Source organism: Pseudocitrobacter sp. RIT415 (assembly GCF_003057695.2).
Lineage (GTDB): Bacteria > Pseudomonadota > Gammaproteobacteria > Enterobacterales > Enterobacteriaceae > Pseudocitrobacter > Pseudocitrobacter faecalis.
Map to the genome: position 1 here is coordinate 1 of NZ_QBJC02000002.1, position 22,339 is coordinate 22,339.

Here is a 22,339-nt window from a genome sequence, read left to right on the forward strand (position 1 = left end):
AGCTACGACGCCTTTGGCAGACGAACTGCAAAACGCTGCGTTATCCGGGCGGCGTGGAAACGAAGCCCGCACGCCATCAGCGAAGTACGCTACCGGTGGCTGGGCATGGCGCTTTCCGCCAGTGAGAAACGGTACGCGGACGGCAGCCTGGCGCTGCGGGAACAGTGGCACTACCGTGGCGGGTTTGAACTGCGGGCGAAGGAACGCCGGGCGGCGAATGATGACAGAAGCTATTTTTACCCGATAGTGACCGGCCCGGACGGCGCACCGCAGGAGATGTACAGCGCGAACGGGCAGAAGGTGTGGACGAAACACCGCAGCCTGTGGGGGCTGGCAGCGAACGACTCGCCGGATAACGGGCGTGAAAGCTGCGATGCGGGTTTTGCAGGGCAATGGCAGGATGAGGAGAGCGGGCTGTGGTATAATTTACACCGCTACTACGACGCCGGAACGGGGCAGTATTTAAGTCCGGATCCGCTGAAACTGAGCGGCGGGCTGAACACGCAGTCGTATGTGCATGACCCGGTGGGCTGGTGTGATCCATGGGGACTGGCAGGCTGCCCTCCTGATATAGAGTATGGTCCTCTTGATGAGTTAGGTAGACCAACAGGGGTAAAAGCAACGCTGACCAGAGATATGATGGGGACAGGGACGAAAGCTAATTCAGCAATTGAACCTCCTGGATGGTCTGGCAATGGCACAAAATATAATCAAGGGCGTGGGCATTTGTTAGGGAGACAGTTGGGTGGTTCAGGCGATGTCCCAGAAAATTTAGTAACACTTCAACAAAATCCTGTCAACTCACCCGTCATGCGGGATTTTGAGGGCCAGGTCCGGGTGGCTGTGGAAAAAGGAGAAACCATTGAGTATACCTCAACTCCTGTATATAAAGGAGATAACTTAGCGCCAAGAGGCGTGACCATTACAGCAAAAGGAGATCAGGGATTTAACCTTGATGTGACTATACTGAATCCAATAGGGAACTGACAATGTCTATTGATATGATAAAGAAAATAATGCCGCCACCAGCAGTTATTAATGAGAAAATAACTACTGATTGGGGACGGTTGGAATCTGAACTCGGTATTCAATTGTCTAATGATTATAAAAACCTTATTGACGATTATAATGGCGTCAATGACTGGGGGAAAGCAGAGTCTAGGCTAGGTATTTTGTTGCCAGAAGATTATAAATCCTTTATTGATGAATATGGGATAGGACGAATAAATGGATTCCTTTGGATCTTTAGTCCGTTTGTTGATAATCCATATATTAATTTAATCGAGCAAGCAAAGGAAATAAATTCGGCTCTTGCTGAGGTCAAACTTCATGGCGAAAAATTCCCATACAATTTTTTTCCATCGGAAGATGGTGTTCTCCCGTTTGGTATAACTGATAGTGGAGAGGTTTTATTCTGGAAATTAGAAAAAAATTGTAATTGGAAAATAGTTATAAATGAAAGTCGTGGACCTCTTTGTGATGAATTTGACTTAGGGTGGGCAGAGTTTATGGTTGAACTGCTATCAGCACGACTAGAGTCTTTGGTACTACCGAAAAAGGAATTTGCCCGTGTTGCTGATTTTAAATCACTTACGGATATATGAGTTTAATTACATCAGCTACGGAACATCAGTTCATCTACGATGCGGACTGTGACTGACAGAGGAACCGCGCGCGGATGGTCTGGCAGGAATGTTTGCGCTGAATGTATGCGGGTATTCTCCCGGATCTCTGCCTGCACTTACAGGCGAAAATCCGGGGATATCAATATTATGAATCGATCAGATCGTCGATAAAGACCACGCCATCAGCAGTACGCAACCAGCGTGGTGCTTTCAGTTTTGTTGCAAAGAACCAGACCAGTTCACACAACAATCCCGTCAGGGACTGTTCCGTTTCCGATCCCTGTATCTGTTCCGTCAGAATCTGGATCAGCGCCAGACAATACTGGCATAACTGTTCCGGGTCTGGCTCAAAGCGCGGAAACGAGGTCGGCAGATCATCAAGTGTCAGGCTGTCCACCAGATGGGGTGGAATGGGATCGTTCAGCGTAGGATGCAGAATAGCGAGACAGGCGCGAAGCCGCCCATATAGCGCCATTTTCAGCGCCGGATCGTGGCATTCAATAAGAGTTTCAGCGAAATGGTCACAGTGATCGGCCAGTTCGGTGAAATCGGTGGCGGAATTGAAAGGAGCGGACAGTAAATCATAATCAGGGGTGAGGACTGTAGCCATAAGGCAACCTCCGATAAGTAGACGTTAAAACCACCACCGAAGAGACCAATCTTACGGGTGGTGGAACCGGGCGGAGTTGGTCTTATTAAAGCTACTCTAGAAGGTAAATATCCGGGGATGTTACATCGATATTGATGCGGGGCTAGGGTTTTATAGTAAACGAAATAATGTGTTAGCCAGTTACATAGAAGAGAAAACGGGTGATTTTTACAAGCCCAGCACATCGAAAGGTGATTTGGCATAAGCGAATATGGTCATGTACAAATGCGTTGATATCTTCCGTTCGAGAGCCTTAGATGCCTTCCTACGCAAAATTCTCTACAAAAGACTTAGCGATATTGCAAACGATACAGTCGATGATGAGGACTAACACCAGCTGCCTGGCTTTTAATAAAGCGGGAGCCCGTCAACGCAGACTCCCTCATTCATCACAGTACGATCGAGTCCTCACTCACCCAACATATGCGGCCACAACCCCAGCGTCGTGCGGGTAATCTGCATCAATGTGTCAAAGCTTGCGCCTTCGCGGGCGCTAATCGACATGCCCTGCAATACGCAGCTTAAAAACAGCGCCAGCTCTTTCACATCTTTCCCGGCCGGAATTTCGCCTTTCTCCTGACGATGCTGTAAAAACTCGCGCAGCGTTTGTTCCTGAACGGCGTGGCGGGATTTAATGGTTTTCGCTATCTCTTTTGACGATGCCGCCAGCGCGGCTGAGGTGTTAATCATGAAACAGCCCGCAGGCGTGTCTTTACTGGTGTAGCAAGTCGCGACAGCGGTGAAGTAATCCTTCAGCGCCTCATCAACTGGCTTGTCATCACAGCAGAGCTTCGCTTCATGTTTTGCGGCGAAGTGAGCGATGTAGTGATCGAGAACGGCACGGAAGAGCCCCTCTTTATTCACGAATTCTGCATACAGGGTAGGTGCTTTTGCCCCCGTGGCCTCTACGAGATCGGAGAGTGACGTGGCTTCGTAGCCATGCTGCCAGAAAAGCGTCATTGCTTTATCCAGCGCAGCTTCCCGGTCAAATACTTTTGGTCGACCACGGCCCTTTTTAGCGCAACTTTGCGTCTCAGTTGTCATAGTGCCGTTGTACCTCTTTCGGTTTAAGTGAACGCTCATTATAAAAATAATCGCTTCAGGCTGCCAGCGGTGAATTCCCAAAAATAAATAATTCATATGGGTATGAAAAATAGGCTGATTTTAATTATTTAAATGATCGTTATAAAAATCATGTTGACGAGTGATCCAGATCTCATTATCATTACCTTATCGATCGTTAAGTTAATAAAGATTGCTCTACATCATAGTTCATCTGCATAGGTCATAATCATGAAAAACGTAAAAACTCTGGCTCTCGCCGCTGTTCTGAGTTCACTCTCATTTGCAAGTTTCGCTGCGGTTGAAGTTCAGTCCACCCCGGCGGATCAGCATAAAGTTGGTACCATTGCGGCATCAGCAGGCCCGAACCTGGCTTCTCTGGAAGATCAGCTGTCTCAGAAGGCAGACGAAATGGGCGCTAAATCGTTCCGTATCACTTCCGTAAGTGGTCCGAACAACCTGCATGGTACGGCTGTTATTTATAAATAAGCATTAACTCCCTCATTAATGCCGTTTTAAATAAGCCACTGCCACAAAAAAGCCCTGAGTGATCACATCACTCAGGGCTTTTGCTTGTCTGGAATCAGCGTTACATCGATTGCTCTTGCGCAATGTGATGGCGGGTGACGTCAACTGGCATGCCGGAGCGCAGCTCCATCGCATAGTTCATCACATCCGTATTTGTCTGTGTCTTTTCTTTAAACGCGCGCATCGTCTCATTCAGTACGATAGGCAGCGTTTTCGGGTCATCATCGATATGTTTCGATAGCGGCTGGTGAACTTCAACTAAATGTACGCCGCCAGGTTCGACCGAGGCTTTAATAGGCGTGTTGATGATATTCACTTTGGTCCCCGGGGTAACTTTCTCAAACAAGTTGCGAATATCACCGTCACGCAGGCGAATGCAGCCGGAACTGACGCGCATGCCGATACCAAAGTCGGCGTTGGTTCCATGCAGCAGATAAACGCCGCCCTGAGCCGCCAGGCGAATGGCGTGATGGCCCATTGGATTATCCGGTCCAGCTGGCATTACCGCCGGCAGAATAATGCCCTGTGCTTTATAACGCGCGCGAATATTTGCCGTGGGAGTCCAGGTTGGGTTGGCACGTTTGTCCGAAACGGTGGTCACCATGGTTGGGGTCACCGTATCACCGCCTAACTGACCAATGCCAATAGGGTAGACGGTTACTTTGTTGCTTCCTGGTGGGTAGTAATAGAGGCGCAATTCCGCGAGATTGATGACGATGCCTTCACGCGGCACGTCCGGCAAAAGCGTTTGCAGCGGAATCGTCAGCACGCTGCCCGCACGCGGAACGTAAGGGTCTACGCCCGGGTTTGCCTGCAACAGAGCAAGGAAACCGACGTTATACTTTTTAGCGATTGCCTCCAGCGAGCCCCCGTCATTCTCAACTACGTGATAGCGGTTCTCCCCGACGAGACGGCTGCCGTTGGATGGCAGCGGCCAGGTATTGGCGGAAACGGGCAGACTCCACGCTACGGTGGCGGCAAGCGCAATGCCCATTGCCCAGCGGGTAAAACGTCTTTGTTTACTCATCATGTTCATCCAGTTAACAAGTCGCTAAAACATAAACGGATATTATGATTGCTGAAAGTGTCGGGAAGTGAGGCGCGATTGCAAGTATGTGTAAATGTTTCGGATTAGCGGCTCTTTAAGCCAGGACTACCAGCCCGAGCAGAACGCTATTTTGACCATGAACTGCATTTCCCGCGGGTCATCATCATGTCGCAAATAATATGAGGATGAGATCTACGACACGTATCTGCGTCAGATCTCATTTTTGATTATCGAGAGAAGACATTGCGGGTAATACTATTTTCAGCCGTAAAAAATCACGCTACATTAATTCTGAGCTTGAGAAAATTCTTAAATGATTCTCAGTTTGTTGGGATGTGATGTGGGACGGTTGAAATAAACGCTTATCAATGATTGATGGGTTTTCGTTCACCGCGTCACCGGACTTTCTCACAGGACGTGAGGTATACACGGATGAAACGTACTCTTCAGTATGGCCTGATGGCCGCTCTCTTTGCATGCCCGCTATTAGCGAACGCTAATTCAGGGGTGATTCATTTCCGCGGCTCGATTGTTGAAGAAGCCTGCCGCGTCAATCCTGAGCGTGATGTAGTTCACGTCTCCTGTTTCCGTGACGGAAAGCAGCAGCGTGAAACGCAATCGTTACGTGAGGGCGCTCAATTTACAATGATGCAGCATCTCGCGACTGCACAAGTTTATAGCGTTGCAGACCATCCTGATTTACAGGTATTACAGATTACTTATCGCTGAACAACATTGAAGGCATCGTGGGTAATGGGCAAATCGTTGTTCATTACTCATGGTGCTTTTTATTTGTTCGAAATAACTAATGCGCAGAAAAAAAAAGGATAAGAAAAAGAGGGGAGAGAAAAGAGAATGGTGCGTTCGATTGGACTCGAACCAACGACCCCCACCATGTCAAGGTGGTGCTCTAACCAACTGAGCTACGAACGCATAATGGTGCGTTTAATTGGACTCGAACCAACGACCCCCACCATGTCAAGGTGGTGCTCTAACCAACTGAGCTATAAACGCAAAATGGTGCGTTCGATTGGACTCGAACCAACGACCCCCACCATGTCAAGGTGGTGCTCTAACCAACTGAGCTACGAACGCATTGTTGCCGTGACAACGGGGACGAATATTAGCGGCAGCCGCGGGATGTGGCAAGGGGAAAATGTGCAATTTCATGTGACTGGAGAAGTTTTACGCATATCTGGCGCATTTTTCTGCCGTTAAGGTTTAATCGTTGACCCACGGTGCTTCCGGGTGAGAGAGGTGATGACATTGTGCTCGTCTCGTGTTGATGTTTGATATGTTATAATATAACATTCATTTTTTTCGCGAATGAGGGAATGACGTTGAAGCATCTGGGGAAAATAACACTGACCATTGCTGCGCTGATAACGAGCAGCGCAGTGTCCGCACATGGGAATCACAGTCATGGCGTACCTTTGACGGTAGCCGAACAGCAGGCGGCAAACGGTATTTTCGAGGATAACGCGGTAAAAGATCGTGCGCTTTCTGACTGGGATGGCGTGTGGCAATCCGTTAACGGCCTTCTGCTAAATGGCGACCTTGATCCGGTATTTAAGCAGAAAGCAGCAAAGGAATCAGGCAAAACTGCCGAGCAAATCAAGGCTTACTACCGCAAAGGGTATGCCACCAATGTCGAAACGATTGGTATCGAAAATGGGGTGATGGAGTTCCATATAGGCGATAAGGTTAACGCCTGTCACTACCGTTACGCCGGGCATAAAATTTTGACCTACGCGTCAGGTAAGAAGGGGGTACGCTATCTTTTCGAGTGTCAGGATGCAGGTTCAGCCGCGCCAAAATACGTACAGTTCAGCGATCACACCATTGCGCCGCGTAAATCCGCCCATTTCCACATTTTTATGGGTAATACATCCCAGGAAGCGCTGCTAAAAGAGATGGATAACTGGCCGACCTACTATCCATGGCAAATGACCACAGAACAAGTTGTGGATGAAATGCTACATCATTAATGAAAAAGCCGCACGGAGGCGGCCTTCAAAGGATTAGCGCGAAGCTCGCTGCAATATCAGGCTTGACGGCTGACGCTGTAAAAAGCGCATTCTCAGCATCATCATAATCGCTGCAGAGGTCAGGCCGATAATAAAGCCGAGCCAGAAACCGGCGGGGCCCATTCTCTCAACCACCAGGTCGGTAAGCGCCAGCACGTAACCGCTTGGCAGGCCCAACACCCAATAAGCTATAAAGGTGATAAAGAAGATAGAACGCGTATCTTTATAGCCGCGTAGAATACCGCTGCCTATCACCTGAATGGAGTCAGAAATCTGGTACAGCGCCGCCAGCAACATTAACTGCGCTGCGAGCGTGACCACCTCGGGATTATCGTTATACAGCAGGGCGATATGCTCGCGCAGTGAGACGGTGAAAATGGCCGTCAGCACCGCCATGCAAACGCCGACACCCAGCCCGGTCCAGGCTGATGTTTGGGCATCGAGGGTAGAACCCTGGCCCAGTCGGAATCCTACGCGAATCGTGACCGCCGCGGCCAACGACATCGGCAGAACGAACATCAGCGAGCTAAAGTTCAGCGCAATCTGGTGGCCAGCGACATCGACAATACCCAGCGGGGACACCAGCAACGCCACCACGGCAAACAGCGTGACTTCGAAAAACAGCGCCAGCGCAATGGGCAGTCCGAGTGACGAGAGGCGCTTAAGTACCGCAATATCGGGTTTAACAAAACCCTTTTGATTGCGAATATCGCGCATGGAACCGGCATGTTTAACGTAATAGAACATACTGATAAACATTACCCAGTAGACCGCCGCTGTAGCAACGCCGCAGCCCACGCCGCCCAGTTCCGGCATGCCGAAATGACCGTAGATAAAGATATAGTTCACCGGAATGTTGACCAGTAAACCAATAAACCCCATCACCATACCCGGTTTGGTTTTTGCCAGCCCTTCGCACTGGTTACGTGCGACCTGGAAGCACAGATAGCCAGGTGCGCCCCACAACAGTGCGCGCAAATAGCCGACGGCTTTATCCGCCAGTGCCGGGTCGATATTATGCATCGAGCGGATGATATAGCCCGCGTTCCACAGAACAACCATAATTAACACGGACACCAGGCCCGCCAGCCAGAATCCCTGGCTAACCTGCGCTGCGATGCGCTCGCGACGGCCCGAACCATTGAGCTGAGCAATGACTGGCGTCAGCGCCAGCAGCAGACCGTGACCAAATAAAATGGCCGGTAACCAGATGGAGGTACCGATAGCCACGGCGGCCATATCGGTCGCGCTGTAACCGCCCGCCATCACGGTATCCACAAACCCCATTGCCGTTTGGGCAACCTGCGCAAGAATCACGGGGATAGCCAGAGCCAATAACTGACGCGCTTCGCTAAAATACTTCTGCACGTTAACACCTATATTTTTTGTTATTTGAGAGACAGAAAAGCCGCCTGAACAGGCAGCAAGAAGATAAAAAAGAGGATTGCCAGCTATTGTAGCGGGGATTTGCCATTAAGCCAGTCTAAAAATCGTCGTCTTTGCGCCGAGGCTGGCAACCTGTTTGGGCAACTGTTATTGTTCGTATCAGAAAATACGGTGTGGCTGTAAGCCCCGCCGGAGTAATTATCGACAGGAGTTAAGTGCATGTTTACTGGTATTGTGCAGGGCACGGCAAAAATCGTGTCCATCGATGAAAAACCGAATTTCCGCACGCACGTTGTTGAGCTGCCGGACTACATGCTGGATGGCCTGGAAACGGGTGCATCGGTAGCGCATAACGGCTGCTGCCTGACCGTGACCGAAATTAATGGCAATCAGATTAGCTTCGATCTGATGAAAGAGACGCTACGCATTACGAATTTGGGTGATGTGAATGTGGGTGATGTGGTGAACGTTGAGCGCGCGGCCAAATTCAGCGACGAAATTGGCGGGCATTTGATGTCGGGCCATATTATGACGACCGCTGAAGTGGCGAAAATTGTCACCTCCGAGAACAACAAGCAGATCTGGTTTAAAATCCAGGATCCCTCACTGATGAAATACATCCTGTATAAAGGTTTTATTGGTATTGATGGGATTAGCCTGACGGTCGGTGAAGTCACGCCAACCCGTTTCTGCGTGCACTTGATTCCGGAAACTTTGCAGCGTACCACGCTGGGGGCGAAACGTCTGGGGGATAAAATCAACATTGAGATTGACCCGCAGACTCAGGCCGTTGTTGATACGGTCGAGCGCGTACTGGCAGCGAAAGAAGCCGCAGCCATCGCGGCGGCGCAGCCTGAAGCATAAAAAAATCCCCCGGTTGATGCCGGGGGATTTTTACTAGCGTGCGACGCGTAAACCGTGTTCCACGCCGCGCGAGAAAACCACCTGCCAGAGATGAATATCACGCGCGCGAAATGCCCCCGCGCAGGCGTTGAGGTAATACGTAAACATCCGCTTGAACCGTTCCGAATAGTTGTCAGCAATTTCCGGCCAGCTCTCCAGAAAACGTTCATGCCATGCCATCAGCGTGGTGTCGTAATCCGCGCCAAAGTTGTGCCAGTCTTCCATCACAAAGTGTGGTTCACTGGCATCCGCGATGTGGCGTACGGAAGGGAGGCAACCGTTTGGGAAGATGTATTTGTTGATCCATGGATCGACGTTAAGGTCTGTACGTTTTGAACCGATAGTATGCAGCAGGAATAAACCGTCAGGTTTCAGGTTCCTGTCGACCACCGAGAAATAGGTGGCATAGTTTTTCGGCCCAACGTGTTCAAACATACCGACGGACACGATGCGGTCAAACTTATCGTTCAGGTCACGGTAGTCCTGAAGCAGAATCGTCACGTCCAGCCCTTCACAGCGCTGTTGCGCCATTTTCTGCTGTTCTGCGGAGATGGTCACGCCTACAACGCTGACACCATAATGCTCCGCCATATACTGCGCCAGCCCGCCCCAACCGCAGCCAATATCCAGCACGCGCATGCCGGGTTCAAGATTCAGTTTCTGGCAAATCAGGTTGAGCTTCGCCTGCTGGGCCTCTTCCAGAGTCTGGGCGTCTTTCCAGTACCCGCAGGAGTACTGCATAAAGGGATCCAGCATGCGGCTGAAGAGATCGTTGCCAAGATCGTAATGCTCTTTGCCGACCATCCAGGCGCGTTTTTTACTTTGCAGATTAAACAGGCGGGCAGCGGCGATGCGCAGCGTATCTTTCAGGTGGCGGGGCAGTTGATTTTCAAGGCCAGCGCGCAGGACTTTCTGAAAGAAAATGTCGAGACGCTCGCATTCCCACCAACCGTCCATATAGCTTTCGCCTAACCCCAGGGAACCTTCCTGCAAAACACGCTTAAAGAACTGGGGATTTTTGATCTGCAAGTCTGCGGGGGCGTTACCGTTAATTTCGATGCCTGCCCGGCTTAACAGTTCGTTGGTTATACGGTACCAGTCATCATTCGGTACGCTAACTTCTTCTATACACGATGAGCTCATAGCTTCTCCATCCCGACCCGGTGATCAGAACCTTAAAACAGCGTAGACGCTTTTTAGAGTTTGTGAGAACTCTCACGGAATTTCCGTGAGCCTGCTATCCGACGTAGCACAGAGGAAGGGAGATTTCCCTTGCCGAAAAGACCATCCATGGGGAATCGGGAGGCGTCCTGCTCCCGTTAATAAGTAATAACTATCGTAATTATGTGACACCGATTCAGTATAGGACGCAAAATCTACTGATTCAATTAAAAATCTTAGCAAACTAACTACGAGTCAATAACATTGATATTCATGATGTTAGGCGCGTGAAGTTTCTTCTGCTGAATTTTCCTCTGCGCCAGCCTGCATCTTGTAGCCTATTCCGGCCAGAACGACGGTGGCGACCATCACGCTGGTGGTTGCCAGCAGCGGGGCGGCAATCAGTGAAGAAACCACCAGGCTTGCCAGGAAGCAAAGACCTAATTGCAGCGTATTCTGTAATGCTGCCGCACGGCCTGTTGCCTGAGGGAACGGTCGCAGTGCGCGCGCTACCACAATCGGGTAAATGGCGCCGTTGGCCATTGCCATCACGCAGAACGGGATCAGCAGGGCGGTGAGCGAGACATGCGCGGTGAGGCCGACGCCCCAGGTGGCAAGGACGCTGACAGCGTAAATCAACAGCAGCCATGGCAGCAGTTTTGCGCCATCCCACTTTTGCAGTGCCGCGCGACAGCCATAACCACCGACGAGGAAAGCAATGGTTTGTGGCACATAACTCAGTCCAATCACGGTCGGGCTATATCCCATCGCATTCAGAATAAACGGTGAGCCCGTCAACCAGGCAAAGAAGCTTGCCGAGCAGGCCGCATACACCAGGACGTTACCGCGATAATCGCGACTGCGTAACAGCTTCATAAATGTCAGCTTATCGCCACTTACCGTGACCTTTTTGTGAGCGGGTTTCAGGCGCAACGCGGGGATCATCAAAATCAGGGTGATGGCAAAGAGCGTAGCAAAAATAGCCTGCCACTCGAAGTGGTGCAGGATCCAGCTTCCCAACAGCGGTGCCAGCGCCGGAGAAAGCCCGACCAGCGGCATAATGGTCGCGAAAATACGGTTAGTTCGCTGTGCCGGATAATAATCGGTCACCATCGCCTGCCAGGTTACCGCTGCGGCACATACGCCGACTGCCTGCACGAATCGCAGAATGAGCAGGGTGGTGGCATCGCGTACCCACAGCATTCCCAGACAACCCAGGGCAAAAATCGTCAGGCCAATCAGCAGGACAGGCTTGCGGCCATAGCGATCTGAGAGCGGGCCCCACAGCAGCTGTGCTACGGCAAACCCGGCAAGGAATAAACTCAGACTCGCGCTCACGGCGGCAGCCGGTGTTTGCAGATCGCTTTGAATCGCGGCGAAAGCCGGAAGATACATATCGGTGGCGAGGAAGCCTAAAACACTCAGGCCCGCCAGCCAGACTAAAAATCCTTTCCCAGGTTGCATAAAAACGCCTTTTTTGTACAGATGAGGAGGCTGAGAGTGTAGAGAGTGAAAACTGCCTTGTGAAACGCTAATATTTGCGTAGTGGTTTCAAAAATTTTGTGAGCAGAAAATGTGGTCTGAATATTCGCTGGAAGTTGTGGATGCTGTCGCGCGGAACGGAAGCTTTAGCGGCGCGGCAAATGAGCTCCACCGTGTGCCTTCTGCAATCAGTTATACAGTACGGCAACTCGAGGAGTGGCTGGCGGTTCCGCTGTTTGAACGTCGACACCGGGATGTGGAATTAACCCCTGCAGGGGCATGGTTTTTGAAAGAGGGGCGCTCTGTTATCAAAAAAATGCAGATCACCCGTCAGCAGTGTCAACAAATAGCCAACGGCTGGCGCGGGCAGTTGGCGATTGCCGTGGATAACATTGTCAAACCCGAACGCACACGACAGATGATTGTTGATTTCTATCGCCACTTCAGTGATGTAGAGCTGCTGGTCTACCAGGAAGTTTTTAATGGCGTATGGGATGCGCTGGCGGATGGGCGAGTTGAACTGGCGATTGGCGCGACACGTGCGATACCCGTAGGGGGGCGATATGCGTTCCGGGATATGGGCATGTTGAGCTGGCAGTGCGTGGTCGCCCGCTCGCATCCACTGGCACAAATGGAGGGGCCGCTCAGTGATGACGTGTTGCGCAACTGGCCGTCACTGGTGCGCGAAGATACGTCGCGTTCGTTACCTAAACGTACCACCTGGTTACTGGATAACCAGAAGCGGGTCGTGGTACCGGACTGGGAATCGTCAGAAACCTGTTTATCTGCTGGATTATGCGTTGGAATGGTGCCAGATCATTTTGCGCAACCAAAGATTGATAAAGGCGAATGGGCGGCACTGGCACTGGAAAACCCGTTTCCCGATGCCGCCTGTTGTCTGACCTGGCAGCAAAACGACAGTTCACCGGCGCTAAGCTGGTTACTCGACTATTTAGGGGACAGTGAAACGCTGAACAATGAATGGTTGCGAACGCCCGACTCGAGCGTCCGCAAAGACGCTTAACGGCGGTAATCGCGGAACGGGCCGTCGGCTACGGAACGGCGTTCAATCAGGCGCGGGTGCACTTCGATGGACTGCGACTCTTCGCGTTTGCTAACGATTCTGTCCATCAGCATATTGAAGGCGGTTTCCCCGAGGGAGTCCTTCGGCTGGTGGATAGTGGTCAGTGCTGGCGTAAAGAAACGCGAGTTGCGCACGTTGTCATAACCAATCAGCGAGATATCCTGCGGCACGCGCAGGCCCATTTCGTCTGCGGCGCACAACGCGCCCATCGCCATGATATCGCCGCCGCAGAAGATAGCGGTAGGGCGCGGATTCTGGGACAGTATTTGCTGCATCGCGCGGTAGCCGGATTCCGGCTCGAAATCGCCCTGCACAATCCAGTTTTCCGGCACCTTGATCATCATTTCTTCCATGGCTTTCATAAAGCCAGCCAGACGACCCGCGCCGGTGTTACGCTCCAGTGGGCCTGGGATCACGCCGATTTCGCGATGCCCACGTTCCACCAGATAACGACCAGCCATGTAGCCGCCTTCAAAGGCGTTATCAATAACCGAGTCGGTAAAGTCGGCTTTCGCTTCACCCCAGTCCATGACCACCATCGGAATATGGCGGTATTCTTCCAGCATTTGCAGCAATGATTCCGGATATTCTGAACACATCACCAGCAGGCCGTCCACGCGCTTCTGCGCCATCATTGAGAGATACGCGCGCTGTTTCTCAAGATTGTTCCACGCATTACCGAGGATCAGGGTATAGCCTTTCTGGAAGCAGTTCTTCTCAACGGCTTCAATAATTTCTGCAAAGTAGGCAGCTTCACTGCTGGTCGCCAACAAACCAATGGATTTGGTGTGATTGACCTTCAGACTGCGGGCCACGGCGCTGGGAGAGTAGTGCAATTCTTTGATTGCCGCCCACACCGCTTCACGCGTCTCTTCGGCGACAAAACGCGTCTTGTTAATCACATGTGATACAGTTGTAGTGGAAACGTTTGCGCGCTTCGCTACATCTTTAATAGTTGCCATTCCATCTCACTCCAGACCCGGGCCTGCCCCTGATCGATTCAATACGAAAACGTTTGCCTTCACTCACCCTGGCGCAATGTTATGAATTGCGGTTCGCCGGGAAAACGACACAGGACGACAGGAGGGGGTCAATGGCCGATACACTTTTTAATAAGCGTCGAATTTTGTCTTATCTTTGACAAAAGTGGAAGCGCAAAATCGGTTATTGCGTGAAATCCGGGAAGATTTTTGCGATTAAGTGTGCAAAAATGACATAGCTCACTTTTGGTGTGGGGATAATAAGGAGAAAAATTGATGAGTACCGAACTGAAGATGTCAATTACCACCACGGTTATTACGCTGGCGCTGATCGTTGCTGCCGCGCTGACCGCCGTCCTGCATTAACCCATCCTAAAGGGAGAGACGGCTCTCCCTCTCTTCGATTGTTATCAATTCAGCAAAAATATTTTGCTAATTTGTTCACTTCTGTTTTTTTGTGATTGATGTCATGCTTTTGCCATCTGTTGTCACGCCGCCTTGCGTTTGCGGCAAACCGGAGTCAAAGCATGAAAGTGAATTATCCCTTACTGGCGTTAGCCGTAGGCGCATTCGGAATCGGTACCACCGAATTTTCGCCAATGGGGCTATTACCCGTTATTGCCAAAGGGGTTGATGTCTCGATTCCCGCCGCTGGCATGTTGATCAGCGCTTACGCTGTCGGTGTGATGGTTGGCGCGCCGCTGATGACGCTGCTGCTTTCACATCGCGCACGGCGCAACGCGTTAATCTTCCTGATGGCGATTTTCACTTTGGGCAACGTCCTTTCCGCGATTGCACCGGATTACACTACGTTAATGCTGTCACGCATTATTACCAGCCTCAATCACGGTGCGTTCTTTGGTCTGGGATCGGTTGTTGCCGCAAGCGTGGTACCGAAAGATAAACAAGCGAGCGCCGTCGCGACCATGTTTATGGGGCTGACCATCGCCAACATCGGCGGCGTTCCGGCGGCAACATGGCTCGGAGAAACGATCGGCTGGCGTATGTCGTTCCTGGCGACGGCCGGGCTTGGCGTGATTGCGATTATTGGTCTGTGGCTGTCGCTGCCGAAAGGTGGGGCGGGTGAGAAACCGGACGTGAAGCGTGAACTGTCGGTGCTGGTTCGCCCGCAGGTACTGTCTGCGTTGCTCACCACCGTGCTGGGCGCGGGGGCGATGTTTACGCTCTATACCTACATTTCGCCGGTGCTGCACACTATCACAGATGCGACACCTGCCTTTATCACATTGATGTTGGTGCTGATTGGTGTAGGTTTCTCCATCGGCAACTATCTTGGTGGTAAATTTGCAGACCGTTCAGTCAGCGGTACCCTGAAAGGTTTTCTGCTGCTGTTAATGTTGATTATGCTGGCGATCCCGTTCCTGGCGCGCACGGAAATCGGTGCCGCATTCAGTATGGTGGTGTGGGGCGCGGCGACCTTTGCGGTGGTGCCACCGTTGCAGATGCGCGTAATGCGTGTTGCGCATGAAGCGCCGGGGCTTTCTTCTTCTGTCAACATTGGCGCGTTTAATCTCGGTAATGCGTTAGGTGCCGTAGCCGGTGGTGCGGTGATTTCTGGCGGGCTGGGTTACAGCTTTGTGCCGGTGATGGGGGCGATTGTGGCAGGATTGGCGCTGCTGCTGGTTTTCTTCAGCAGCCGCTCTCAGGGTGAAGAGGTCGTGGTAAGCCAGTAACAACAACGCAGAAGGGGAAACCCTTCTGCGTCATTTTCTTTATGCCGCCAGATTCTCAGCAACAAACTTCCAGTTTACCAGCGCCCAGAAGTGCTCCAGATAGCTAACGCGTGCGTTACGGTAATCAATATAGTAAGCGTGTTCCCACACATCGACCGTCAGCAGCGGTTTGGCATCCGTCGTCAGCGGCGTACCCGCGTTAGAGGTGGAGACAATTGCCAGGCTGCCGTCGGCTTTTTTCACAAGCCAGGTCCAGCCAGAACCGAAGTTCTTCGCGGCTGCATCGTTGAACTGCGCTTTAAACTCAGCAAAGCTACCGAAAGAACGGTTGATGGCTTCCGCCACGTCACCGGTCGGTTCGCCACCGGCATTCGGTGCCAGGCAGTGCCAGTAGAAGGTGTGGTTCCAGACCTGTGCTGCGTTGTTGAACACGCCGCCTTCGGAGGTGCGAATGATCTCTTCCAGTGATTTGCCCTCAAACGCCGTCCCTTTAACCATATTGTTCAGGTTGGTAACGTAAGTCTGGTGGTGTTTCCCATAATGATACTCGAGCGTCTCGGCAGAAATGTGCGGTGCCAGAGCGTCTTTGGCATACGGTAATGCAGGTAATTCGAACGACATTGCTACTCTCCTTTTTATAGTTAATATCCCCAGTAACCCTGTACTGAGTGTGGATAGAGTAGCAAATTAAAAGGTGTGATAAAAGAGAAGGTTACCCTGCCAGTTATGTGGCAGGGTAGGGGTTAGCGGATGGTTTTCGGCGTCATTACGCGGCGTGCGCCGACGTAGTGGCGATCCCAGTAGTCTTCACTGAGGGAGGTAATTTGAATATCGCGACCGGTACGCGGAGACTGAATAAACTTTCCACCGCCGATGTAGACACCAACGTGATCGGCGGTGCCGCGTCCACGAGTGCGGAAGAACACTAAATCGCCGCTCTCCAGCTCACCCCGGTCAATCGCACGGGCATCGCGCAGGTGATACATTTCGTTAGCTGTACGCGGAATACGGAACTTCACCAGATCTTTATAGGCATAATAAACCAGACCGCTGCAATCAAAACCGGTGCGCGGAGACGTGCCACCCCAGCGGTAAGGTTTGCCAATCTGGCCCATCAATTTGTTCATCGCAGTTTTTTGTGCTTTCTGCACGCGCGCCTTGTGCGCTTCAGCGATAGTTAACGGTTTGCTCTCCACCTTGCTGGTGGTACAGGACTTCCTGTGACCTTTTCGGGCAACGCATTTGGTGGTGACGTTTGCCGCTGCGGTTTTCATCGCGCTGCTCTTACTGCGGCGCGTTGAGGCCGTTCTGGTGGTGCTGGCGGCGCGCGCGGTGCGGGATGATTTGCTGGCGGTAGAGGCGATTTTTTTACTTGCCGTCGCCTTCGTGGTGGTTTTTTTACTGGTTGAGGCGGTGGACTTCTTCTTGCTGCTGCTTTTGCTGACGGTATTTTTCTTCTTCCGTTCGCTTCCCTTTGCGGAGAGCGATTTTTGCGCCGACGTGGCTTTCGTATGACCGGAAGCATGCGAGAGCGGCGAGAATGTTAATGATGAAAACAGCAAAGCACAGAGCGTGATCGACATTTTTTTTATTCGCGCCACTGAGCAATCCTCTGAGTATGGAGGCATAAAAATTCATGCCTGGGTATGATTTACAAAACTCATCAATTCTAATCCATATAAAGCAATAAAGTTAATAGCGATTTTGTATCTAAAATAGTGTTTCGTTAGCAAGTGCAAAAAAAAACAGCAATTGAAATACAATGAGCTAAAAAATGGACAGTTTTTTAGTCAGCAGGTTGCTAAAGTGACATTTCACAGGCATCTTCTGTGCTCAGACGTTAAAATAGTAAAGCGTGAATAAAATGTTATTTTCCGTCTGAGGTCTGAAACGCTACAATGTCAGACTACATGTGGTATTCGAAGTTAAGGAAGTAAGACAATGAGCACAACTGTTGAAACAATCCAACGTCAGATCGCTGAGAACCCCATCCTGCTGTACATGAAGGGTTCCCCGAAACTGCCGAGCTGCGGTTTTTCCGCACAAGCTGTGCAGGCGCTCTCTGCCTGTGGCGAACGCTTTGCTTACGTAGATATTCTGCAAAATCCGGAGATCCGCGCAGAGCTGCCGAAATACGCAAACTGGCCGACCTTCCCGCAACTGTGGGTTGATGGCGAGCTGGTTGGCGGCTGCGACATCATCATCGAGATGTACCAGCGCGGCGAATTGCAGCAGTTGATCAAAGAAACTGCTGCAAAATATAAAGAAGAAGAGCCAAAAGCGGAGTAATTCGCGAAAGGCGCTTTTGCGTCAGAGGGCACAAAAAAGCGACCTGGAACGGTCGCTTTTTTTATGAGATTTATTCTGCTGCTATTGGTAGCGGCCAGCCGCCCAGACGTTTCCAGCGGTTGACGATTTCGCAGAATAACTGCGCGGTTTGTTCCGTGTCGTACAGCGCGGAGTGTGCCTGCTCGCCGTCAAAGGCCATACCTGCTGCGATGCAGGCTTTCGACAGAACGGTTTGCCCCAGCGCCAGACCGCTCAGGGCAGCGGTATCGAAGGTGACGAAAGGGTGGAACGGGTTACGTTTCAGATTCGCGCGCTCAGCGGCGGCCATCATAAAACTGTGATCGAAGGTGGCGTTATGCGCGACCATAATGGCACGGTTGCAGCCCGCGTCCTTCAGGCCTTTGCGCACCATTTTGAAAATAGCATGCAGCGCATCATATTCGCTCACGGCGCCACGCTCCGGGTCAGTCGGATCGATACCGTTAAACGCCAGCGCTTCCGGTTGCAGATTCGCACCCTCAAACGGCTCAACATGGAAATGTGCAGTAGTGTCCGGCATCAACCAGCCATCTTCATCCATTTTCAACGTGATCGCTGCAATTTCAAGCAGAGCATCAGTTTTGGCGTTGAATCCGGCGGTTTCTACATCAATCACCACGGGATAAAAACCACGAAAACGGTCGCACAGACCATTCAGTTGCGCATTGTCGGACATTAGAATCTCTTAACCTGAAAAAAGTAGCGCGCATTATGGCAAATTTTGCCAGGGGATGCAGTAAAAGCGGATAAAAGAACGGACGCCGTAGCGTCCGTGGGGAATCAGTTGCCGAGGCCTTTGCCGGCATCTTTTTCTTCAATCAGTTCGATTTTATAACCGTCCGGATCCTCAACGAAGGCGATAACCGTGGTGCCGCCTTTTACCGGGCCCGCTTCACGCGTAACGTTGCCGCCGTTGTTGCGAATGCGTTCGCAGGCTTCAGCCGCGTTATCGACGCTCAGGGCAATGTGACCATACGCATTGCCGAGATCGTATTTATCGACGCCCCAGTTATAGGTCAGCTCAATCACGGCTTCGTCTTTTTCATCGCCATAGCCGACGAAGGCGAGGGAGTATTTGTATTCAGTGTTTTCACTGGTACGCAGCAGTTTCATACCCAGGACTTTGGTGTAAAACTCGATGGAACGTTGCAGGTCACCAACACGAAGCATGGTGTGTAATAAGCGCATAATTTCCTCTCACTGGATAATCATTATTCAAAACAAAACATTATTTTAGTATAGCGGCGGATCCCTGCCGCTATCAATGTGCGATTACAGGGTAGGGTAATCGGTGTAACCTTCGGCGTCGCCGCCGTAGAAGCTTTCCGGACGCTGAGGGTTGAGTTCCGCTTTGCGTTGCAGACGGGTCACCAGGTCCGGGTTGGCGATATACGCACGGCCAAAGGCAACGGCATCAATTAACCCTTTTTGAATCAGATCTTCGGCTTTTTCAGGAGTATAGGCGCCGGCACCAATAATCACACCCTGGAAGCGGGCGCGCACTTTCTCGCGGAAAGTTTCGCTATAGGGTTCGCCACCGGCCCAGTCTGGTTCAGACATGTGCAGGTAAGCAATCCCGCGTTTGCCCAGTTCCTCTATCAAATAGAGCGCGTCGGCTTCTTCGTTCGGGCCATTATCCAGGCTCTGGAAGGTACCAATCGGCGAGACGCGGATCCCAACGCGGTCGGCACCCCATTCTTCAATTGCGGCATCAACCACTTCCAGCACCAGACGGGCACGGTTTTCGACGCTGCCGCCGTACTGATCGGTACGGTGGTTAGAAGAAGGCGACAGGAACTGATGCAGCAGATAACCGTGTGCAGAGTGCAGTTCAACCAGGTCGAATCCGGCCTCACGGGCATTGGCGACTGCTTGACGGAAATCATTCACAATTCCCGGGATCTCTTCGGTTTCCAGGGCGCGCGGCATCGACGTCTCCACGCGAATGGCATGACCGTTTTCGTCACGCAGAGAAGTACGTGTCCCCGCGCTCAGAGCAGACGGGGCAACCGGAGCCTGGCCGTCAGGTTGCAGGCTTGAGTGGGAAATACGCCCGGTATGCCAGAATTGCACGGCAATACGCCCCCCTTCAGCATGAACGCCGGCGGTGATTCTCTGCCACGCAGCAATTTGTTCTGCACTGTAAAGACCTGGCGCGCCAGCATAACCTTTCGCCTGGGCGGAGATCTGCGTCGCTTCAGAGATAATCAGCCCTGAACTGGCACGTTGACGGTAATACTCGGCCATCAGCGGTGTTGGGATATCGCCCGGCTCAATGCTGCGTAAGCGGGTGAGCGGGGCCATAAAGACACGGTTAGGGGCAGTAACAGCACCCACTTTCAGTGGGGTAAACAGTTTTTCTTGCGACATGGTGACTCCTGAGTAGACCGGTCGTCTAGTAATTCGGTAAAATAAAACGCCCTTATTACGCGGGCGCGGCAATCATAATTTTGGCGTGAGCCAGCGCGCTTTCCAGCGGCGTTGAGCTCTTAGAAATCTTGGCCTGGAGGTTCGCGCCAAGCCAGAGTGAATAGAGCACTTCTGCCTGGGTATGCGCCTCGCCGTCGAAGCGTAAACAACCGTGACGACGGCCTTGTTCCAGCGCCTGCGCGAGCAGGTTTATGATTTCACTGGCGCCTTTATTCATTTCTGCACGCATGTCTTCCGACAGGTCGCACACTTCAGCGGAGAGTTTCACGGTTAAGCAGCCGCTAATCTTACCCTGCTGGCAAAACTGATTAACGGCCTGCTGATAGTAAGCCAGCAGGCGGTCGCGATACGTTCCTTCACCAGCGGCAAAATGTTGCGCGAGGCGCTGGTGGTAGTCGGCAAAATAGCGTTCAAGCATGGCGACGCCAAAGGCTTCTTTTGAACGGAAATAGTGGTAGAACGATCCTTTCGGCACTTCCGCCGTTTTCAACAGTTCGCTTAAGCCCATTCCAACAAAACCGCGCTGCATGCAAAGTTGCTCGCCGGTGGCCAGAATATGTTCGCGGGTATCATGTTCACTATGTTTGCTCATGGAAAAATAATCTAATAGACCAATCGGTCTAGTGCAAGTTTTTTTTCATCCCTCCCGTTGACGATAAAGTTGCACAGCCGGGCGTAAACGTCTTCAATGAGATGATATATCGAGAACAGGAGGCCAACGTGGCGGAGCAACTGGAATTTTTCCCGGTGCAGAGTCCGTGCCGGGGAATTTGTCAGAGTGATGAGCGTGGATATTGCCGTGGATGTATGCGCAGCCGCGATGAGCGCTTCAACTGGCAAAAGATGAGCGATGGGCAAAAGCAGGAGGTGTTACGCCTCTGTCGACAACGTTTGCTGCGTAAAATACGCGCAAACAAGACGGTCGATGCCGAAGAACCTCAGCAACCCTCACTGTTTTAAGGGCAGAATTGCGTATACTCATAGCAAATTTTCATTGAGGAAGCTGCTATGGTTCAGCGTATTACCCTGGCGCCGCAAGGCCCGGAATTTTCACGTTTCGTCATGGGATACTGGCGTTTGATGGACTGGAACATGTCCGCCCGTCAGCTCGTCAGTTTCATTGAAGAGCATCTCGACCTCGGGGTGACGACAGTCGACCACGCCGATATCTACGGCGGATACCAGTGTGAAGCCGCCTTTGGCGAAGCAATTAAGCTTGCGCCGCATCTGCGCGATCGTATGGAAATCGTCACCAAATGCGGTATCGCCACTACGGCGAAAACCGAAAACGTTCTGGGCCACTATATTACCGACAGCAAGCACATTATTAGTAGCGCAGAGCAGTCGCTGATTAACCTGGCGACCGACCGTCTTGACCTGCTGCTGATTCATCGTCCAGACCCACTGATGGACGCCGATGAAGTAGCGGAAGCGTTTCTGAACCTGCATCAGAGCGGAAAAGTGCGCCACTTCGGCGTCTCTAACTTTACGCCAGCACAGTTTGCGTTGTTGCAGTCGCGTCTGCCGTTTACTCTGGCGACCAACCAGGTAGAAATCTCGCCGATTCATCAGCCAGCCATTCTGGATGGTACGCTGGATCAACTCCAGCAACTGCGCATTCGTCCGATGGCCTGGTCTTGTCTGGGCGGTGGTCGCTTGTTTAACGACGACGAGTTCCAGCCGCTACGTGCTGAACTGGCGCAGGTCGCCACAGAGCTGAACGCCGCCAGTATTGAGCAGGTGGTTTACGCATGGGTGCTGCGTCTGCCCTCGAAACCGTTGCCCATCATCGGATCCGGCAAAATAGAGCGTGTGCGATCAGCGATTGAATCCCTGTCACTGGAGATGACGCGCCAACAGTGGTTCCGCATCCGCAAAGCGGCGTTAGGCTATGATGTTCCCTGAGTGATTTCCCCGGCTTCCGGTGAAAATCGTGTCCCTGGTTTACACTT

Annotated in this window: 25 protein-coding genes and 3 tRNA genes; 12 read left to right on the top strand and 16 right to left on the bottom strand. The window is 51.7% G+C overall.

Annotated elements, in window-relative coordinates; translation table 11 throughout:
- Positions 1–105: 105 nt before the first annotated feature.
- Positions 106–987, top strand: coding sequence for a DNA/RNA non-specific endonuclease (locus DBY68_RS23205; protein ID WP_304598574.1), 882 nt, complete (start codon positions 106–108; stop codon positions 985–987).
- 2 nt (positions 988–989) lie between these two features.
- A complete protein-coding gene (locus DBY68_RS02450; RefSeq protein ID WP_108474396.1) occupies positions 990–1,604 on the top strand; it encodes an SMI1/KNR4 family protein in 615 nt (204 codons plus the stop codon).
- A 166-nt stretch (positions 1,605–1,770) separates the two neighbouring features.
- On the opposite strand, the gene DBY68_RS02455 is transcribed toward DBY68_RS02450, so the two are convergent.
- Together DBY68_RS02455 and DBY68_RS02465 are read right to left on the bottom strand one after the other, a co-directional pair.
- The gene (locus DBY68_RS02455) at positions 1,771–2,235 is read right to left on the bottom strand and encodes a hypothetical protein (protein ID WP_108474395.1); all 465 of its coding nucleotides are present in this window, start codon (positions 2,233–2,235) and stop codon (positions 1,771–1,773) included.
- A 447-nt stretch (positions 2,236–2,682) separates the two neighbouring features.
- Positions 2,683–3,318: a TetR/AcrR family transcriptional regulator gene (locus DBY68_RS02465; RefSeq protein WP_108474394.1), complete on the bottom strand. Its 636-nt coding sequence runs from the start codon at positions 3,316–3,318 to the stop codon at positions 2,683–2,685.
- 249 nt (positions 3,319–3,567) lie between these two features.
- Here DBY68_RS02465 and bhsA point away from each other — a divergent pair, with 249 nt between their 5' ends.
- Entirely contained in the window at positions 3,568–3,825 is a 258-nt protein-coding gene (gene bhsA / locus DBY68_RS02470) for a multiple stress resistance protein BhsA (RefSeq protein ID WP_015964235.1), read from the top strand.
- Positions 3,826–3,925: 100 nt separating this feature from the next.
- Here the strand turns inward: bhsA and DBY68_RS02475 are convergent, their stop codons facing one another.
- A complete protein-coding gene (locus tag DBY68_RS02475; RefSeq protein WP_108474393.1) occupies positions 3,926–4,891 on the bottom strand; it encodes a L,D-transpeptidase family protein in 966 nt (321 codons plus the stop codon).
- Between the two features lie 453 nt (positions 4,892–5,344).
- On the opposite strand from DBY68_RS02475, the gene DBY68_RS02480 reads away from it, so the two are divergent.
- Entirely contained in the window at positions 5,345–5,641 is a 297-nt protein-coding gene (locus DBY68_RS02480; RefSeq protein ID WP_108474392.1) for a hypothetical protein, read from the top strand.
- Positions 5,642–5,768: 127 nt separating this feature from the next.
- Here the strand turns inward: DBY68_RS02480 and DBY68_RS02485 are convergent.
- The 3 genes from DBY68_RS02485 to DBY68_RS02495 all read right to left on the bottom strand — a co-directional run bounded on the left by DBY68_RS02485 (position 5,769) and on the right by DBY68_RS02495 (position 6,007).
- Positions 5,769–5,845: transfer RNA gene (locus DBY68_RS02485), tRNA-Val, on the bottom strand.
- A 4-nt stretch (positions 5,846–5,849) separates the two neighbouring features.
- Positions 5,850–5,926, bottom strand: a tRNA-Val gene (locus DBY68_RS02490).
- Between the two features lie 4 nt (positions 5,927–5,930).
- Positions 5,931–6,007 (bottom strand) — tRNA-Val (locus tag DBY68_RS02495).
- Between the two features lie 239 nt (positions 6,008–6,246).
- Here DBY68_RS02495 and zinT point away from each other — a divergent pair.
- Entirely contained in the window at positions 6,247–6,900 is a 654-nt protein-coding gene (gene zinT, locus DBY68_RS02500) for a metal-binding protein ZinT (RefSeq protein ID WP_108474391.1), read from the top strand.
- Positions 6,901–6,933: 33 nt separating this feature from the next.
- Here the strand turns inward: zinT and mdtK are convergent, their stop codons facing one another.
- Positions 6,934–8,307 (bottom strand): MdtK family multidrug efflux MATE transporter, encoded by a 1,374-nt coding sequence (gene mdtK / locus DBY68_RS02505; protein WP_108474390.1) that lies wholly within the window; start codon positions 8,305–8,307, stop codon positions 6,934–6,936.
- Between the two features lie 237 nt (positions 8,308–8,544).
- On the opposite strand from mdtK, the gene DBY68_RS02510 reads away from it, so the two are divergent.
- Positions 8,545–9,189, top strand: coding sequence for a riboflavin synthase (locus DBY68_RS02510; protein ID WP_015964246.1), 645 nt, complete (start codon positions 8,545–8,547; stop codon positions 9,187–9,189).
- A 33-nt stretch (positions 9,190–9,222) separates the two neighbouring features.
- Here DBY68_RS02510 and cfa read toward each other — a convergent pair whose 3' ends face one another.
- Together cfa and punC are read right to left on the bottom strand one after the other, a co-directional pair.
- The gene (cfa, locus tag DBY68_RS02515) at positions 9,223–10,371 is read right to left on the bottom strand and encodes a cyclopropane fatty acyl phospholipid synthase (protein ID WP_108474389.1); all 1,149 of its coding nucleotides are present in this window, start codon (positions 10,369–10,371) and stop codon (positions 9,223–9,225) included.
- Between the two features lie 297 nt (positions 10,372–10,668).
- Complete coding sequence (gene punC, locus DBY68_RS02520) at positions 10,669–11,853, bottom strand: purine nucleoside transporter PunC (RefSeq protein WP_108474388.1); 1,185 nt, start codon at positions 11,851–11,853, stop codon at positions 10,669–10,671.
- A gap of 109 nt (positions 11,854–11,962) precedes the next feature.
- Here punC and punR point away from each other — a divergent pair, with 109 nt between their 5' ends.
- A complete protein-coding gene (gene punR / locus DBY68_RS02525; RefSeq protein WP_108474387.1) occupies positions 11,963–12,895 on the top strand; it encodes a DNA-binding transcriptional activator PunR in 933 nt (310 codons plus the stop codon).
- On the opposite strand, the gene purR is transcribed toward punR, so the two are convergent.
- A complete protein-coding gene (gene purR, locus DBY68_RS02530; protein WP_108474386.1) occupies positions 12,892–13,917 on the bottom strand; it encodes an HTH-type transcriptional repressor PurR in 1,026 nt (341 codons plus the stop codon). The two genes, punR and purR, sit on opposite strands and share 4 nt — an antisense overlap.
- A 294-nt stretch (positions 13,918–14,211) precedes the next feature.
- Between purR and DBY68_RS02535 the strand changes: the two genes are divergently transcribed.
- Positions 14,212–14,301, top strand: coding sequence for a YnhF family membrane protein (locus tag DBY68_RS02535; RefSeq protein WP_015964251.1), 90 nt, complete (start codon positions 14,212–14,214; stop codon positions 14,299–14,301).
- A 161-nt stretch (positions 14,302–14,462) separates the two neighbouring features.
- The gene (locus DBY68_RS02540; RefSeq protein ID WP_108474385.1) at positions 14,463–15,629 is read left to right on the top strand and encodes an MFS transporter; all 1,167 of its coding nucleotides are present in this window, start codon (positions 14,463–14,465) and stop codon (positions 15,627–15,629) included.
- Positions 15,630–15,668: 39 nt separating this feature from the next.
- On the opposite strand, the gene sodB is transcribed toward DBY68_RS02540, so the two are convergent.
- Both sodB and DBY68_RS02550 read right to left on the bottom strand, forming a co-directional pair.
- Positions 15,669–16,250: a superoxide dismutase [Fe] gene (gene sodB / locus DBY68_RS02545; protein WP_108474384.1), complete on the bottom strand. Its 582-nt coding sequence runs from the start codon at positions 16,248–16,250 to the stop codon at positions 15,669–15,671.
- Between the two features lie 122 nt (positions 16,251–16,372).
- Positions 16,373–17,230: a C40 family peptidase gene (locus DBY68_RS02550; RefSeq protein ID WP_108474413.1), complete on the bottom strand. Its 858-nt coding sequence runs from the start codon at positions 17,228–17,230 to the stop codon at positions 16,373–16,375.
- Positions 17,231–17,570: 340 nt separating this feature from the next.
- Between DBY68_RS02550 and DBY68_RS02555 the strand changes: the two genes are divergently transcribed.
- The gene (locus DBY68_RS02555; protein WP_015964255.1) at positions 17,571–17,918 is read left to right on the top strand and encodes a Grx4 family monothiol glutaredoxin; all 348 of its coding nucleotides are present in this window, start codon (positions 17,571–17,573) and stop codon (positions 17,916–17,918) included.
- A 70-nt stretch (positions 17,919–17,988) separates the two neighbouring features.
- On the opposite strand, the gene rnt is transcribed toward DBY68_RS02555, so the two are convergent.
- The 4 genes from rnt to DBY68_RS02575 all read right to left on the bottom strand — a co-directional run bounded on the left by rnt (position 17,989) and on the right by DBY68_RS02575 (position 20,979).
- Positions 17,989–18,633, bottom strand: coding sequence for a ribonuclease T (gene rnt / locus DBY68_RS02560; protein WP_108474383.1), 645 nt, complete (start codon positions 18,631–18,633; stop codon positions 17,989–17,991).
- Positions 18,634–18,737: 104 nt separating this feature from the next.
- Positions 18,738–19,145 carry a lactoylglutathione lyase gene (gene gloA, locus DBY68_RS02565; protein WP_015964257.1) on the bottom strand — a complete coding sequence of 136 codons (408 nt, stop codon included), beginning with the start codon at positions 19,143–19,145 and terminating at the stop codon, positions 18,738–18,740.
- 84 nt (positions 19,146–19,229) lie between these two features.
- Positions 19,230–20,327: an alkene reductase gene (locus DBY68_RS02570; protein ID WP_108474382.1), complete on the bottom strand. Its 1,098-nt coding sequence runs from the start codon at positions 20,325–20,327 to the stop codon at positions 19,230–19,232.
- 55 nt (positions 20,328–20,382) lie between these two features.
- A complete protein-coding gene (locus tag DBY68_RS02575) occupies positions 20,383–20,979 on the bottom strand; it encodes a TetR/AcrR family transcriptional regulator (RefSeq protein WP_108474381.1) in 597 nt (198 codons plus the stop codon).
- 101 nt (positions 20,980–21,080) lie between these two features.
- Here DBY68_RS02575 and DBY68_RS02580 point away from each other — a divergent pair, with 101 nt between their 5' ends.
- Together DBY68_RS02580 and DBY68_RS02585 are read left to right on the top strand one after the other, a co-directional pair.
- Positions 21,081–21,347 (top strand): DUF1289 domain-containing protein, encoded by a 267-nt coding sequence (locus DBY68_RS02580; protein WP_199538645.1) that lies wholly within the window; start codon positions 21,081–21,083, stop codon positions 21,345–21,347.
- Positions 21,348–21,395: 48 nt separating this feature from the next.
- Complete coding sequence (locus DBY68_RS02585) at positions 21,396–22,292, top strand: aldo/keto reductase family oxidoreductase (protein ID WP_108474379.1); 897 nt, start codon at positions 21,396–21,398, stop codon at positions 22,290–22,292.
- Positions 22,293–22,339 lie beyond the last annotated feature (47 nt).

What these genes read in the sequence shown, in the direction of transcription:
- cfa (WP_108474389.1), bottom strand. Translation starts at nt 10,371, where the DNA reads ATGAGCTCATCGTGTATAGAAGAAGTTAGCGTACCGAATGATGACTGG.
- sodB (WP_108474384.1), bottom strand. Translation starts at nt 16,250, where the DNA reads ATGTCGTTCGAATTACCTGCATTACCGTATGCCAAAGACGCTCTGGCA.
- punC (WP_108474388.1), bottom strand. Translation starts at nt 11,853, where the DNA reads ATGCAACCTGGGAAAGGATTTTTAGTCTGGCTGGCGGGCCTGAGTGTT.
- DBY68_RS02465 (WP_108474394.1), bottom strand. Translation starts at nt 3,318, where the DNA reads ATGACAACTGAGACGCAAAGTTGCGCTAAAAAGGGCCGTGGTCGACCA.
- DBY68_RS02475 (WP_108474393.1), bottom strand. Translation starts at nt 4,891, where the DNA reads ATGAGTAAACAAAGACGTTTTACCCGCTGGGCAATGGGCATTGCGCTT.
- DBY68_RS02575 (WP_108474381.1), bottom strand. Translation starts at nt 20,979, where the DNA reads ATGAGCAAACATAGTGAACATGATACCCGCGAACATATTCTGGCCACC.
- zinT (WP_108474391.1), top strand. Translation starts at nt 6,247, where the DNA reads ATGACGTTGAAGCATCTGGGGAAAATAACACTGACCATTGCTGCGCTG.
- DBY68_RS02585 (WP_108474379.1), top strand. Translation starts at nt 21,396, where the DNA reads ATGGTTCAGCGTATTACCCTGGCGCCGCAAGGCCCGGAATTTTCACGT.
- DBY68_RS02450 (WP_108474396.1), top strand. Translation starts at nt 990, where the DNA reads ATGTCTATTGATATGATAAAGAAAATAATGCCGCCACCAGCAGTTATT.
- DBY68_RS23205 (WP_304598574.1), top strand. Translation starts at nt 106, where the DNA reads ATGGCGCTTTCCGCCAGTGAGAAACGGTACGCGGACGGCAGCCTGGCG.
- gloA (WP_015964257.1), bottom strand. Translation starts at nt 19,145, where the DNA reads ATGCGCTTATTACACACCATGCTTCGTGTTGGTGACCTGCAACGTTCC.
- DBY68_RS02455 (WP_108474395.1), bottom strand. Translation starts at nt 2,235, where the DNA reads ATGGCTACAGTCCTCACCCCTGATTATGATTTACTGTCCGCTCCTTTC.
- bhsA (WP_015964235.1), top strand. Translation starts at nt 3,568, where the DNA reads ATGAAAAACGTAAAAACTCTGGCTCTCGCCGCTGTTCTGAGTTCACTC.
- DBY68_RS02540 (WP_108474385.1), top strand. Translation starts at nt 14,463, where the DNA reads ATGAAAGTGAATTATCCCTTACTGGCGTTAGCCGTAGGCGCATTCGGA.
- punR (WP_108474387.1), top strand. Translation starts at nt 11,963, where the DNA reads ATGTGGTCTGAATATTCGCTGGAAGTTGTGGATGCTGTCGCGCGGAAC.
- DBY68_RS02510 (WP_015964246.1), top strand. Translation starts at nt 8,545, where the DNA reads ATGTTTACTGGTATTGTGCAGGGCACGGCAAAAATCGTGTCCATCGAT.
- purR (WP_108474386.1), bottom strand. Translation starts at nt 13,917, where the DNA reads ATGGCAACTATTAAAGATGTAGCGAAGCGCGCAAACGTTTCCACTACA.
- DBY68_RS02570 (WP_108474382.1), bottom strand. Translation starts at nt 20,327, where the DNA reads ATGTCGCAAGAAAAACTGTTTACCCCACTGAAAGTGGGTGCTGTTACT.
- DBY68_RS02580 (WP_199538645.1), top strand. Translation starts at nt 21,081, where the DNA reads ATGATATATCGAGAACAGGAGGCCAACGTGGCGGAGCAACTGGAATTT.
- rnt (WP_108474383.1), bottom strand. Translation starts at nt 18,633, where the DNA reads ATGTCCGACAATGCGCAACTGAATGGTCTGTGCGACCGTTTTCGTGGT.
- DBY68_RS02555 (WP_015964255.1), top strand. Translation starts at nt 17,571, where the DNA reads ATGAGCACAACTGTTGAAACAATCCAACGTCAGATCGCTGAGAACCCC.
- DBY68_RS02535 (WP_015964251.1), top strand. Translation starts at nt 14,212, where the DNA reads ATGAGTACCGAACTGAAGATGTCAATTACCACCACGGTTATTACGCTG.
- DBY68_RS02480 (WP_108474392.1), top strand. Translation starts at nt 5,345, where the DNA reads ATGAAACGTACTCTTCAGTATGGCCTGATGGCCGCTCTCTTTGCATGC.